This window comes from Nocardiopsis salina YIM 90010 (assembly GCF_000341025.1).
GTDB lineage: Bacteria > Actinomycetota > Actinomycetes > Streptosporangiales > Streptosporangiaceae > Nocardiopsis > Nocardiopsis salina.
Genome location: NZ_ANBF01000133.1, coordinates 1 through 13172, shown reverse-complemented (window position 1 = coordinate 13172; position 13172 = coordinate 1). Strand labels below are relative to the sequence as shown.

At 70.8% G+C, this 13172-nt stretch carries 11 protein-coding genes; 7 read left to right on the top strand and 4 right to left on the bottom strand.

Annotation, left to right across the window (positions count from 1 at the left end; translation table 11 throughout):
• Position 1 precedes the first annotated feature (1 nt).
• The 5 genes from D474_RS0114970 to thiI all read left to right on the top strand — a co-directional run bounded on the left by D474_RS0114970 (position 2) and on the right by thiI (position 6591).
• Positions 2 to 772 carry a thiazole synthase gene (locus tag D474_RS0114970; protein WP_017614367.1) on the top strand — a complete coding sequence of 257 codons (771 nt, stop codon included), beginning with the start codon at positions 2 to 4 and terminating at the stop codon, positions 770 to 772.
• Positions 773 to 1126: 354 nt separating this feature from the next.
• Positions 1127 to 3094: a Stk1 family PASTA domain-containing Ser/Thr kinase gene (gene pknB, locus D474_RS0114965; protein WP_017614366.1), complete on the top strand. Its 1968-nt coding sequence runs from the start codon at positions 1127 to 1129 to the stop codon at positions 3092 to 3094.
• 114 nt (positions 3095 to 3208) lie between these two features.
• Positions 3209 to 3892 carry a response regulator gene (locus tag D474_RS0114960; RefSeq protein ID WP_017614365.1) on the top strand — a complete coding sequence of 228 codons (684 nt, stop codon included), beginning with the start codon at positions 3209 to 3211 and terminating at the stop codon, positions 3890 to 3892.
• 143 nt (positions 3893 to 4035) lie between these two features.
• Complete coding sequence (locus D474_RS0114955; RefSeq protein WP_017614364.1) at positions 4036 to 5061, top strand: 6-phosphofructokinase; 1026 nt, start codon at positions 4036 to 4038, stop codon at positions 5059 to 5061.
• A 240-nt stretch (positions 5062 to 5301) separates the two neighbouring features.
• Positions 5302 to 6591 (top strand): tRNA uracil 4-sulfurtransferase ThiI, encoded by a 1290-nt coding sequence (thiI, locus tag D474_RS0114950; RefSeq protein WP_017614363.1) that lies wholly within the window; start codon positions 5302 to 5304, stop codon positions 6589 to 6591.
• Positions 6592 to 6691: 100 nt separating this feature from the next.
• Here thiI and aroF read toward each other — a convergent pair whose 3' ends face one another.
• Positions 6692 to 7738 carry a 3-deoxy-7-phosphoheptulonate synthase gene (gene aroF, locus D474_RS0114945; RefSeq protein ID WP_017614362.1) on the bottom strand — a complete coding sequence of 349 codons (1047 nt, stop codon included), beginning with the start codon at positions 7736 to 7738 and terminating at the stop codon, positions 6692 to 6694.
• Positions 7739 to 8045: 307 nt separating this feature from the next.
• Between aroF and D474_RS0114940 the strand changes: the two genes are divergently transcribed.
• A complete protein-coding gene (locus D474_RS0114940; protein WP_026118504.1) occupies positions 8046 to 8681 on the top strand; it encodes a molybdopterin-dependent oxidoreductase in 636 nt (211 codons plus the stop codon).
• 38 nt (positions 8682 to 8719) lie between these two features.
• Here the strand turns inward: D474_RS0114940 and macS are convergent, their stop codons facing one another.
• From macS to D474_RS0114925, 3 genes are read right to left on the bottom strand one after another with little or no spacing between them, the layout of a single operon-like run.
• On the bottom strand, positions 8720 to 9958 hold the full coding sequence (macS, locus tag D474_RS0114935) for a MacS family sensor histidine kinase (RefSeq protein ID WP_394296533.1): 1239 nt from the start codon (positions 9956 to 9958) through the stop codon (positions 8720 to 8722).
• Positions 9841 to 10758, bottom strand: coding sequence for a hypothetical protein (locus D474_RS0114930; protein WP_017614359.1), 918 nt, complete (start codon positions 10756 to 10758; stop codon positions 9841 to 9843). The genes macS and D474_RS0114930 overlap by 118 nt, the downstream gene beginning before the upstream one ends.
• Positions 10755 to 11564, bottom strand: a complete 810-nt coding sequence (locus tag D474_RS0114925; RefSeq protein ID WP_193374014.1) for an alpha/beta hydrolase — start codon at positions 11562 to 11564, stop codon at positions 10755 to 10757. Before D474_RS0114925 ends, D474_RS0114930 begins: the two co-directional genes overlap by 4 nt.
• A 751-nt stretch (positions 11565 to 12315) precedes the next feature.
• On the opposite strand from D474_RS0114925, the gene D474_RS0114920 reads away from it, so the two are divergent.
• Entirely contained in the window at positions 12316 to 13152 is an 837-nt protein-coding gene (locus D474_RS0114920; RefSeq protein WP_040703663.1) for a lysophospholipid acyltransferase family protein, read from the top strand.
• Positions 13153 to 13172 lie beyond the last annotated feature (20 nt).

The following is a 13172-nucleotide window of genomic DNA, read 5'->3' as shown; positions in this document are numbered from 1 at the left end:
GATGTTCGACCCGCGCATGGACGACCCGTTCACCATCGCCGACACCACTTTCACCTCCCGTCTGATCACCGGAACGGGCGGGGCCCCCTCGATGGAGGTGCTCGAGGAGGCCCTGACCGTTTCCGGGACGGAGCTGACCACGGTCGCGCTGCGCCACGTCTCCCCCACCCAGGAGGGTTCGGTGTGGGACGTGCTGCGGCGCAACAAGATCCGTCCGCTGCCCAACACCGCGGGGTGCTTCACGGCCGCGGACGCAGTGCGCACCGCTCGGCTGGGACGCGAGGCCCTGGAGACCGACTGGGTGAAGCTGGAGGTGGTCGCCGACGAGCGCACCCTCCTCCCGGACCCGGTGGAGCTCTTGGAGGCCGCGGAGACGCTCGTGGACGAGGGGTTCACCGTGCTGCCCTACACCAACGACGATCCGATCCTGGCCCGGCGCCTGGAGCAGATCGGGTGCGCTGCCGTGATGCCCCTGGCCGCGCCGATCGGTTCGGGCCTGGGTATCCGCAACCCGCACAACCTGGAGCTCATCGTGGAGCAGACGGAGGTCCCGGTCATCGTGGACGCCGGCATCGGCACGGCCAGCGACGCGGCGCTGGCGATGGAGCTGGGCTGCGACGCTGTCCTGCTGGCCACGGCCGTCACCCGCGCGCAGGAGCCCGGTCTGATGTCAGCGGCGATGCGCGACGCCGTGCGGGCCGGCCGGGCCGCACGTCTGGCCGGGCGTATCCCGGTGCGCCGGTACGCGCAGGCCTCCTCCCCCATGCCCTGAGGACAGGGGCTGCATATCGCGGTACGGGAGCCCGGTGTTCCCGTACCGCGTGACGGGCCCGACACCACGGGCCCTTCTGTGTCACCTACCGTGGTGGGGTGCGTTCGACGCACACCGAACGAGCCACCGCCTCCGCGCCGTACGCGGCCCGGAGGCGACGACCGCCGACCGCGGGGCGGGCGCGTGCGCCGGATTCCGCTATCGTGTCGGTTCGACACACGGTGTCGGGTGAGCGCCGTCGCCCAGTGCGGCCCCTCCCGCGGGCCGCCCCGGCCGTCCCGGCCATCCCGGGCCGCATCGCCCACGCCGACCGTGACTGCCCGCGCTCCCCGCAGCAAGGACAATGACTCCGCCGTGGACATGACGACTTCCGACCCACTCGTAGGCGCGACACTCGACCGGCGTTACTTCGTCGAGTCCCGTATCGCCGGGGGTGGGATGGCGACCGTCTACGTCGCCCACGACCTCCGTCTGGACCGGCGGCAGGCGTTGAAGGTGATGCATCCCTCCCTCGCCCAGGACCCCGCCTTCGTCCAACGCTTCATCAACGAGGCGCACTCGGTCGCCAAGCTCTCCCACCCGAATGTGGTGCAGGTCTTCGACCAGGGCGAGGACACCGGCCACGTATTCCTGGCGATGGAGTACGTCCCGGGCCGGACCCTGCGTGACCTGCTCAAGGCCAAGGGGCGCCTGGCTCCGCGTGCCGCGCTCAACATCACCGCGTCGGTGCTGGCCGCGCTGGGCGCCGCCCACCAGGCGGGGATGGTGCACCGCGACGTCAAGCCCGAGAACGTGCTCATCACCGAGGACGGCCGGGTCAAGGTGGCCGACTTCGGTCTGGCCCGCGCGGTGGAGCAGTCGAACCAGGGGCTGACTCGCACGGGCACCCTCATGGGCACGGCCGCCTACCTGGCTCCGGAACAGATCGAGAAGGGCCTGGCCGACGCGCGCAGCGACGTGTACGCAGCCGGGATCATGCTGTACGAGCTGCTCACCGGCAGCCAGCCCCACACCGGCGAGACGCCCATCGCGATCGCTTACCAGCACGTGAACGAGGACGTCCCGCGCCCCTCACAGTTCGTCCCGAACATGCCCCCGGAAGTCGACTCTCTGGTCACCAAGGCCACCGAGCGCGATCCCCGTTTCCGTCCCAGCAACGCCGGCCAGTACCTGGCCAAGGCGCTGGAGGTGCTCAAGCGCCTGCCCGACGACCCGCACACGTCCGGTCCGATGGCGCCGGTGGCCCCGCAGAAAGGATCTGTCCCGACGGTGACCGCGCCGCAGCTCATCGCGGGAGGCGCGGGCCCGGGCACCGAGAACGCGACGATGGTCGTGGACATGGAGGCGGCCGGGTTCGACGACGGCGCTTCCGGGGACGGCGGCCGCGAGGAGGCCTCGTGGCTGCGCCGCAACCGGGTGCTCGCCTTCAGCGGGGCCGTGGCGGCGCTGGTCGTCCTGGTCGCCGGTTGGTGGTTCCTGATCGGACAGTTCGAGCCCGTGCCGGACGTGGCCGGGTCCGACACCGACACGGCCCGCTCGGAGATCCAGGCCGCCGGGCTGGAGTTCGACCTCGCCCAGGAGGAGGTCTACAGCGAGGAGGCCGAGCCGGGCACCGTCGCCGAGACCGAACCGGAGATCGGTGACCGGCTGTCCGAAGGCGACCAGGTCACGGTCTTCCTGTCCAAGGGCCCGCAGACCTTCGACATGCCCGACCTGGTCGGTGAGGACGTCGCCGACGCCACCAAGGAGCTCGAGGACCGCGGCTTCGCCTCCGACGACATCGTGCAGGACGAGGTCGACGCCGACGACACCCCGCCCGGTGAGGTGCTCTCCACCGACCCGGACGCGGGCGGCACCGCCGACCGCGAGGAGGCGGTCACGCTCACCATCAGCCGGGGTATCGACGTCCCGGCGGTGGCCGGGCGCGACGTGGAGGAGGCCACCTCCGCCCTCGAGGACCTCGACCTGGAGGTCGATGTCGAGGAGGAGGAGAGCGAGGACGTCCCCGAGGACACCGTGATCAGCCAGAGCCCCGACACCGGCACCAGCCTGGGCCCGGGCGGCACCGTGACGCTGACGGTCTCGACCGGCCCGCCCGAGGCCGACGTGCCCGACGTGGTCGGCATGGACCTCGACGACGCCGTCGAGGAGCTGGAGGACGCCGGGTTCGAGGTCGAGGTGGAGCGGATCCTGCGCGGTGACCAGGTCGCACGCCAGTCGCACGAGGACAGCGCCCCCGAGGGCACCACGATCGAGCTCATCGCGACCCCGGGCGGGATCGACCTCGGCGGCGACGATGACGACGAGGACGACGACGACTGACACGTGCCCGGAGCGACGCCGGGGCTGAGAAGAATCCGGACGGCCGGGCTCCGCTGGGGCCCGGCCGTCGGCGTTCCGGCCGAGAGCCGATGGCGATGCCTTAGGGTTCCGGCCATGGACAGTGCGCTCGAGCGGATCAGGGTTCTGGTCGTCGACGACCACCCGATGTGGTGCGGAGCGGTCGCGCGCGACCTCGAGGAGGCCGGCACGACCGTGGTGGGCACGGCGGGGGACGGCGCCAAGGCGCTGCGCATAGCCCCGGCGGCCCGTCCCACGCTGGCCGTGGTCGACCTGCACCTGCCGGACATGAGCGGGGTCGAACTCATCGCAGGCCTGGCCGAGCTCCCCGACCCCCCGCACGTGCTGGTGCTCTCGGCCAGCGGGGAGGGCGACGACGTGCTCGCGGCGGTCAAGGCCGGTGCGACCGGGTACCTGGTCAAGTCGGCCGACCGGGATCAGCTCCTGGACGCGGTGCGCAGGGTCGACTCGGGCGAGGCGGTCTACACCCCCGGGCTGGCCGGGCTGGTGCTGGGCGAGTACCGGCGCTTGTCCGCCCGCGCCGAGGATCCGGGCGGCAACCGCTCCGATCAGGCCCCCAGTCTGACCCCGCGGGAGACCGAGGTGCTGCGCCTGGTCGCCAAAGGCCTGGCATACAAACAGATCGCGTCACGGCTGTCCATCTCGCACCGGACGGTCCAGAACCACGTCCAGAACACCCTGACCAAACTGCACTTGCACAACCGGGCACAGCTGGTGCGGTACGCCATCGACCAGGGCATCGACGGCGGCGGGGACTGAGTGCCACCGGTGGCGTCCCCGGCGCCGGCGAGCTCCCGGAACCCGGCGCCCGCACGGGTTGGCCTGTACAGCCCGAGCGCACTATGGTCTAGACCATATGGCGTCCTGCGCCGTGACAACCCACAACGTCGAGGAGAAGTCGCATGCGAGTCGGGGTGCTGACCGGTGGCGGGGACTGCCCTGGTCTGAACGCGGTCATCCGTGCTGTGGTCCGCAAGGGGATCAAGGACTACGGCTACGAGTTCATCGGCTTCCGGGACGGCTGGCGCGGCCCTCTGGAGGGCGCGACCAAACCGCTGGACGTGTCGGCCGTGCGCGGCATCCTCCCGCGCGGGGGCACGATCCTGGGTTCCTCCCGCACCAACCTCATGAAGATCGAGGGCGGGGTCGAGCGCGTCAAGGACAACATGGCCGGACTGGGCGTCGACGCACTCGTGGCGATCGGGGGCGAGGACACCCTCGGGGTGGCACGCCAGCTCCACGACCAGGGCGTCAACGTCATCGGTGTCCCGAAGACCATCGACAACGACCTCAACGCCACCGACTACACCTTCGGGTTCGACACCGCGGTCAACATCGCCACCGAGGCCATCGACCGCCTGCACACGACCGCCGAGTCGCACCACCGTGCGCTCGTGGTCGAGGTCATGGGCCGCCACGCGGGCTGGATCGCCCTGCACTCGGGGATGGCCGCGGGCGCCAACGTCATCCTCATCCCGGAGCGCCCCTTCGACATCGACGAGGTCGTCAAGCACGTCGAGAGCCGCTTCGAGACCCAGTACGCGCCGATCATCGTCGTCGCCGAGGGCGCCCACCCGCAGGAGGGCCAGATGGAGCTGGCGACCGGGGAGACGGACTCTTTCGGCCACGTCCGTCTGGGCGGCATCGGCCAGCGCCTCGCCGACGAGATCGAGCAGCGCACCGGCAAGGAGGCCCGTTCGGTCGTCCTCGGCCACGTGCAGCGCGGCGGCACCCCCAGCGCCTTCGACCGCGTGCTCGCCACCCGCCTCGGCGTCAACGCGATCGAGGCCGTGCACGAGCAGGCCTTCGGCCGGATGGTGGCTCTGCAGGGCACCGACATCGTCCGCGTCGACCTGTCCGAGGCCACCGACACCCTCAAGACCGTGCCCTCCGAGCGCTACGAGGAGGCCGAGGTCTTCTTCGGCTGACCCCTCGCAGGCTCTGCCTGCGTAACGCCGCCCGGACCGTCGGCCCCTCCCCTTCACGCGGAGGGGCCGACGTGCGCCATGTCGGCCCTCACAGGCGATCGACGGCCCGGTCGGGAATGTACCGAGCGCTCCGGGGATTGTTCGATACTGGAAGGCGGCGGTGAACGGCCCGGTCCCGCCACCGACCCTCCTCTCCCCGAACCGGGTCGCGAAGGCATCGTCTTTTCCGGAGGTAGCACCATGTCAGCGTCGCTGGAGTCCGCGCCGCTCCCCGCAGCCGAGGTCGGAGCCGACGCCGGGCTCGGCGAGCTCTGCGTGCTCATGAAGCTCGGCGAGATCGTCCTCAAGGGCTCCAACCGCAAGCTCTTCGAGCGCCGCCTGCACAACAACATCCGCAACTCCGTACGCGACCTGGGTGACATTCGCCTGTCCCAGCGCGGGGCGGGTGTGATCATCGTGCGCAAGCCCGGCGCCTCCGACCTCGAGGTCGCCGAGATCGCCGACCGCATGTCCGACGTCATGGGTGTGGTCTGGGTTCACCTGGTGCGCCGCGTGCGCAAGGACCTCGACGCGATCACCGACATCGGTGTGCGTTCCATGGCCGACCGCGAGGGCACCTTCGCGGTGCGCGCCCGCCGCCGCGACAAGCGCTTCGAGATGACCTCCTCGGAACTGGCCGGATACCTGGGTGCGCGGATCATCGAGGAGCACGGGTACGCCGTGGACCTCAAGAACCCCGACAACACCCTGCACGTGGAGGTGGACAAGGACGAGGCGTTCGTGTTCACCGAAGGCATCCCAGGACAGGGCGGCCTTCCCGCGGGGATGAGCGGCCGCGGCCTGGTACTGATGTCGGGCGGCATCGATTCCCCCGTGGCGGCGCACCGTATGATCCGTCGCGGGCTCAAGGTCGACTTCCTGCACTTCTCCGGCATGCCTTTCACCGGCCCGGAGTCGATCTACAAGGCCTACAGCCTCGTACGCCAGCTCGACCGGTTCCAGGTGGGCTCACGCCTGTTCGTGGTGCCCTTCGGCAAGGCGCAACAGCAGCTGAAGAGCTCCGGCAACGAGCGCCTGCAGATCGTGGCCCAGCGCCGCCTGATGCTCAAGACCGCCGAGGCCCTGGCCGACGATCTCAAGGCCGAGTGCCTGATCACCGGTGATGCCCTGGGTCAGGTCTCCAGCCAGACGATGACCAACATCACCGCGCTGGACGACGCCGTGGACCTGCCGATCCTGCGCCCGCTCATCGGGATGGACAAGGCAGAGATCATGGGCGAGGCCCGCAAGATCCGCACGCTGGGCATCTCCGAGCTCCCGGACGAGGACTGCTGCACCATGCTGACTCCGCGTCAGGTGGAGACGGCCGCCAAGATCCCTGACCTGCGCCAGATCGAGCGCCGCCTGGACGCAGAGGAGCTTGCCGAGCACCTGGTCGCCAACGCCCAGCGCCACAAGCCGAGCTTCCTCGGGGACGAAGCGCCCTCGCGGGTCGAGCAGAGCCCGGCGGCGGCCGCGGTACGCGCCTGAGCCCACCGTGCCCCCGCGCCCGACGGGCCCCGGTGCCGGGAACGGATGCGCTCCGTTTCCGGCACCGGGGCCCGTTCCGTGCCCGGGGCCTGCACGGGCCTCAGAGGCCGGCCAGCTCCTGCCCGGGAGCCGGGGTCAGGGTGCGTCCGCTGAGCGCGGCGAGCGTGCCCACGAGGTCGCGCAGCTCGGCCAGGTCGCCCTCGAGCAGGGCCTGCGGGCCGTCGCACAGCGCGGTCTCGGGGTGCGGGTGCACGTCCACGATGACACCGTCGGCGCCGATGGCCACGGCCGCGCGGGAGAGCGGCAGGACCAGTTCGCGCTTGCCGCCCGAGTGCGAGGGGTCGACGATGACCGGCAGGTGTGAAAGGTTCTGCGCGACGGGCACGGCGCTGATGTCGAGCGTGTTGCGGGTGGCCTTCTCGAAGGTGCGGATCCCTCGCTCGCACAGCACGATGTCGAGGTTGCCGCGCTGGGCGACGTATTCGGCGGCCATCAACCACTCCTCGATGGTGGCGTTCATGCCGCGCTTGAGCAGAACCGGCTTTCCGGCGTCCCCCGCTGCCTGCAACAGGGCGAAGTTCTGCATGTTGCGGGTGCCGATCTGGAGCATGTCGGCGTGGGACGCGACCAGCTCGACGTCGTTCGCGTCCACGACCTCGGTGACGATGGGCAGCCCGGTCTCGTCGCGCACGTCGGAGAGGATCTTCAGACCCTCCTCGCCCAGGCCCTGGAAGGCGTAGGGGGAAGTGCGGGGCTTGTAGGCACCGCCGCGGAGCAGGGACGCCCCCGCGGCCTGGGCCATGCGCGCGGCCTCCAGGGTCTGTTCGGGCGTCTCCACCGCGCAGGGGCCTGCGATGACGGTCATGTGGTCGCCGCCGACCGGCACGCCGCGCACGCTCACCACGGAACGGCGGTCATGGTTCTCACGGCTCACGAGCTTGTAGGGGGCGGAGATGCGCAGCACCTCGGCGACCCCGGGCTTGGCGGCCAGGCCCAGGTCCTGGAACCGGTCGACCTCCCCGACCAGGCCGATGATGGTGCGACTGACCCCGCGCGTCACGTAGGCCTCACCTCCGGCGGAGGAGACCAGTTCGACGAGCGCGTCGATGTTGTCGGAGGTGGCGTCCGGTGCCATGACGATGACCATGTGGGTTGTCCCTGTCTTTCGTGTGCGGTTCGAACCGCCGGGGGACCTTCGCCCGGAACGCAGAGAGCCCCGGGCCTGTCCGGCCCGGGGCTCCTGGTGAAGTCGTCTGTGTCAGCGCAGCGCTTTACAGGCGACCGTCCGGGATACGGGCCGGTAGCCATAAAAGCGCCAAAAGTTCCGCTGCATGCGAGTGACTATAACGCACGGCCCGCGCTCCCACACAAGGACGGGGGGAGTGATCTGTCTCTCCATTACCCCCTGGCAGGATGGCAGGGATCCGGCGCCGACACATGAAACGGGGGACCGATTGCCGGCTGGAACGGAGCCCGACAGGCGGGGCGGGGAGGCAACGCCCCGACTCCCGCCCGGACAAGCGGCCCGGTACGAGCACAAGGCACTGCACTACGGCCCGGTCCCTGCTTTCCGGCCTGAACGCTGGGACCTGCGGGTGGTGGGTGCGACCGAGGACCTGGGGACCTACCGCTGGACGTACGAGGAGTTCCAGGGGCTGCCGCGTACGGAGTCGGTCAGCGACTTCCACTGCGTGATGCGTTTCAGCGTCCCCCAGGTGCGGTGGTCCGGGGTGAGCGCGCTCGACCTGGTCACGTTGGCCCCGCCCTCCCCCGAGGCCACACACGTGATGGTGTGGGGCGAGTACGGCTACAGCGCGAACCTGCGCATGTCCGACTTCCTGTCGCCCTCGGTGGTACTGGCCACCCACCGCGACGGCCTCGCTCTGGCACCCGAGCACGGACACCCCCTGCGGTTGGTGGTGCCGCACCTGTACGGGTGGAAGAGTGTCAAGTGGCTGCGGATGGTGGAGTACATGACCGCTGACCGCCGCGGATTCTGGGAGGAGCGCGGGTACCACAATCGCGCCGACCCGTGGCTGGAGCAGCGATTCTCCGCCCAGGAGGAGCCCGGGGACGGCCCCGACCTCTGACCCCGCGGCCGGGGGCGGCGCGTGCGCAGCCGGGCACCTCAGGAACGCGGCAGGTGGATCTCGACCTCGGTTCCCTCATCGGGCCCGGTCACCACGTCGACACTGCCTCCGAGGTCCCGTACCCGGCCGAACACCGACTGGGCCATTCCCAACCGCCCCTCGCGCTGTGCCTCCTCCAGCCGGCCCTCGGCGATACCGGGACCCTCGTCACGCACGCTGACGGTCACCCCGCTCCCCTCGTCCTCGACCAGGACCCAAGCACGGGTGCCTTCGGGACAGTGGCGGGACACGTTCTCCAGGGCGGCGTGCACAGCGGCGGCGATCTCGCGCGCGGTGCGATCGGGCAGATCGACCGGTTCGGCGGGTCCGGAGACCGATACGAGGGAACTCTCCTCCGGGCGCAGCAGGTCACGCAGGTCCGCTGTTCCGGGTGTGTCCTGGACCGGGGCCTCGGTTCCGCTGATCAGGGCCCGCAGGCGCACCTCCTGCTCGCCGGCCATGCGTCCCAGTTCGGCGGCCTCTCCCCCGGCCTCCTCACCCCGCCGGTGTACGAGGGAGAGCACCTGGAGCACGGAATCGTGCACCGAGCGGGCGATCTGCTCGCGCTCGCGCATGCGGGCCTCCAGCTCCACCGCGCGGGCGAAGCGTTCCTCGGCGCGGTGGGCGACCCGGGCCATGTACCCGACGGCGGTACCGGCGAGCAGGAGCAGGACGACTCCGCGGAGTGTGGCCCCGGTGACGGCCGCGCCCATGAACTCGCGCAGCGCCAGATCACCGAGACCGTACACGAGCGCGACCAGGATCGCCGCGCGCACGCCCGCGATCGCCCCGACCGCGAGCACGGCCCCGGCGAACCAGTACGCGCTCAGCGGTGCGGCCTGGGTCAGGTAGTGGGGGCCGGCTGCCAGACCGGTCGCGAACAGGCATGCGAACGCCACCGCCAGGTCGGCGGTGAGCATCCGTGCGTCGCGCAGGTGCGGGTGGGAGTAGGCACGGGCGCTCACGACGGTCCACAGCGCCATGACCGCGAGCACGCCCCAGGCGAGCCACGGACGGATCAGGTGCTCGTGGTGCTGGACGATCAGGACCAGGGCGTGGACCAGCGCGGCGGCGCGGTAGAGCGCGAACGTGCGCCAGAGGGGGACGTCGAAGCCCAGGCTCAGACCACCGCCCCGTTGTCCGGTCCGTTGTCGCCGGGCGGGCGGCTGTCGGTCATACGCAGGACCAGCACCACGAAGCTGGTCAGGAACGCCACGACCGCGGCGAGCATGATCCAATTCGGCAGCGAGATACCCAGGAACGCGGAGCCGAAGAGCACGACGGGGGCGGTGAGCAGGCCGAACCACGCGGCGATGCCGACCTTGTCCCCCTGTAGCAGAGGCGGCGGAGGCGGGGGCTCGTAGTGACCCTCGATCTCCTCCTCGGCCCGGCGAGCGGCGCGCTCCTCGTCCTCCTCCGCGGAGTCCTCGTCCCGGTCGTCGCGTTCGTCGCGGCGGCGGGAACGGGAGGCGAGCAGGTCGCCGATGCGGTTGGCGGGCGAGTCGTCCTCGCGGTCGCCGTGGCCGATGTTCTCGGCATCGGGCCAGGAGGCCGTGTCCCGGTCGGGTTCGGAGGCGGTGTCGTAGAAGCGGGCGACCAGGTCCTTCCAGACCTCGTCGTCGGAAGCGGTCCCCTCTCGGTTGTCGGGGCCCTCCTCCAACGGCCCGTCCAGCAGGTCGCCGCCGACGGCGCTCTCCGCGCTCCCGGGGGCCCGGTCGCCGGCGGCGTCCTGCCCGGGGAGCCCGCGCGGGGCGAGCAGGTCGGAGACGTCCTCGTCGTCGTCCAGCCCGGGCAGTTCGGCACCCAGGACGTGTTCGGCCGCCGAGCGTTCGTCGGCATCGACGTAGAGGTGGTCGGTCGGGGGGTCCTCGTCGGAGCCGCCGGCCGGTTCGAGCACGTCCTCGTCGAGCGGAACCGCGTAGGCGGCGATGCCGCTGCGGCGCAGGGCCTCGAGCATGTGGTCGGCGTGCGAGGGGGAGAGCAGGATCAGCGGGACGTAGGCGTCGGCGAGCAGGCCGTTCTCCCGACGTTGTGTCATCGGTCGGCTCCTTCCCCGCTCCTCTTCTGCTCTCGCACGAACGCGAGGCTTCCGGCGAAGATCGTGGTCGCATCATGGTCGACGGTCGCCACGTGGTAACTGTCCCGGAGCAGGTGGATCGTCACTCTGGTGTTGACCGCTCTCCTTGCGAGGATACGCAGACTCCGCGGGCCGACCACATGGTCCTGGGTGCTGCGGTAGGCCAGGACCGGCGCCCGCAAACCGGACATCCCCTCCTGAACCGCGCGCCACAACTTCGGGAGTGTCGCCGCGGCCGCCGTCGGAACGCGGTCGTAGCCGCCCTCTCCCGTGTAGGGCCGGGAGACGTCGTTGCTGATGCCGGGCGTCGAGGGCAGCAGGCGGGCGGCCAGGCGCCTGAACGGCGCGATGAGCGGGAGCCGGAGGTCCTCCAACACCAGGGAGGGGTTGACCAGGACCACCGAGGAGACGAGATCGGGATGGTCCTGTGCCAGACGCAGGCTCAACGCCCCGCCCATCGACAGCCCCATCACGTGGATCTCGTCGCAGCGTTCGGCGAGGTCGAACAGGGCGCGTTCGGCCGCGGCGTACCAGTCGTCGCTGGTCGTGAGGTTCATGTCCTGCCAGACCGTCCCGTGACCGGGCAGGAGGGGCATCTCGACGCTGAGCCCGGCCTGGACCAAGTACTCGGCCCAGGGGCGCATCGAGTGCGGTGAACCGGTGAAGCCGTGGCACAGGAGCGCCCCGACCCGGGAACCCCGGTGGCTGAGGGGTGCCGCCCCTGGGAGCAACGCGGGGTCCGGTCTGGTCGGGATGGTGGATGTCACGGAGGTGTCTCCCGGGGGATCGTTCGGCGCGTCCGGGCGGCGCCGGCCGTGGGGCGTGTCCGACTTGCGAGGTTAGCCGTTCGGGCAGGCGCATGCCATGACTGAACAATAGGTCCTGCTCGGCGGCCACCGTAACCTGCTGCGCGGCGCCCCAGCGGCACTCTCGCTGCGTTCTCGTCGGTCCACAGGAGGCCCAACCCGGGGCCGGCTGCGCGAAACCGCCGAGCTTGCCGGGTACGCACAGTGGGGGCACTCCTTCTTCGGCCTCGCGAGAGCACTGCTGCCCACCCGTCACCCGCCACCACCCTCAACGGACGCCTCCGGCGCACAAACCAACCCAGTCACCCGCCACCACCCTCGAGCGACACCCCCGCCGAAGTACCCGTCGAAGCGACGGCAGGCGCCCCGAGGAGGGCCTGGGCCCCTGTCCTGCCCGTTCCGGCCCTGCACCCGGACCCCGCCCCTGCGGCCCGGGGGCCGACACTGCCCACCACGCGCGTGCGCGGGCGCGGATCCACGCAGGGCGGCGGTCGGCCGGAGACAGCGCATGAGTATCCTCGTGGGGGTCCGGCCTGGCCGCCCGATCACAGGCGCTTTGGCAGATGCCGTCGCCCGATGGGAAGATGGCCCACGTCAGCCGACCATCATCCGCCACCCCCGGCGGGTATGTCCTGATCCAAGTCGACCGAGCGGGAATGTGGACAGCGGTGGACCCTGCCCAGAGCTCCCCGCCATTGCAGGGGTGATCCGATTGTTCTACTGGGTGGTCAAAGCGATCCTGGGGCCGTTGCTGGCCGTGCTCTGGCAGCCGAGGGCGGAGGGTGTGGAGAACGTGCCCCGCCGCGGCCCGGCCATCATGGTCAGCAACCATCTGTCCTTCTCCGACCACTTCTTCGGCCCGCTGCCACTACCGCGCAAGATCACGTTCCTGGCCAAGTCCGAGTACTTCACCGGGACCGGGGTCAAGGGTTTCGCCAGCCGTGCGTTCTTCAGCGGCGTGGGTCAGATCCCGATCGACCGCGCGGGCGGCAAGGCCAGCGAGGCGGCCCTGCGCACCGGCCTGCGTGTGCTCAAACGCGGCGACCTGCTCGGCATCTATCCCGAGGGAACCCGTTCCCCCGACGGCAAGCTCTACCGCGGCCGCACCGGCGTGGCCCGCCTGGCCCTGGAGTCGCGGGCCCCGGTCGTACCGATGGCGATGATCAACCTCGAGAAGATCATGCCCCCGGGACGCACCGTGCCCAAACTGGGTGTGCGCCCTCAGATGAAGTTCGGCGAGCCCCTCGACTTCTCCCGCTACTACGGCATGGAAGAGGACCCCCGGGTCCTGCGCGCGGTCACCGACGAGATCATGTACGCGCTCATGGAGCTCTCGGGCCAGGAGTACGTCGACCGCTACGCCCAGGCGGTCAAGAAGGAGCAGGAGGCCGAGGCCAAGGAGGCCCGGCGCGAGCAGCACGCGGACGACAAGGAGCGCCGCAGGGCCGGACGCGCCCGGCGCAAGGACGAGCGCCGCTCCCGCAGGGAGGAGCGCAAGGCCCGCAAGGCGGCCGAGCGTGAGAAGAAGAAGGGCTCCGAGGAGGGTTGATCCCTCTCCCCCTGACAGAA

Excerpts from the sequence above, each read along its gene's own strand:
- thiI (WP_017614363.1), top strand. The coding sequence starts at position 5,302 with ATGTCAGCGTCGCTGGAGTCCGCGCCGCTCCCCGCAGCCGAGGTCGGA.
- D474_RS0114970 (WP_017614367.1), top strand. The coding sequence starts at position 2 with ATGTTCGACCCGCGCATGGACGACCCGTTCACCATCGCCGACACCACT.
- aroF (WP_017614362.1), bottom strand. The coding sequence starts at position 7,738 with ATGGTCATCGTCATGGCACCGGACGCCACCTCCGACAACATCGACGCG.
- D474_RS0114960 (WP_017614365.1), top strand. The coding sequence starts at position 3,209 with ATGGACAGTGCGCTCGAGCGGATCAGGGTTCTGGTCGTCGACGACCAC.
- D474_RS0114955 (WP_017614364.1), top strand. The coding sequence starts at position 4,036 with ATGCGAGTCGGGGTGCTGACCGGTGGCGGGGACTGCCCTGGTCTGAAC.
- D474_RS0114930 (WP_017614359.1), bottom strand. The coding sequence starts at position 10,758 with ATGACACAACGTCGGGAGAACGGCCTGCTCGCCGACGCCTACGTCCCG.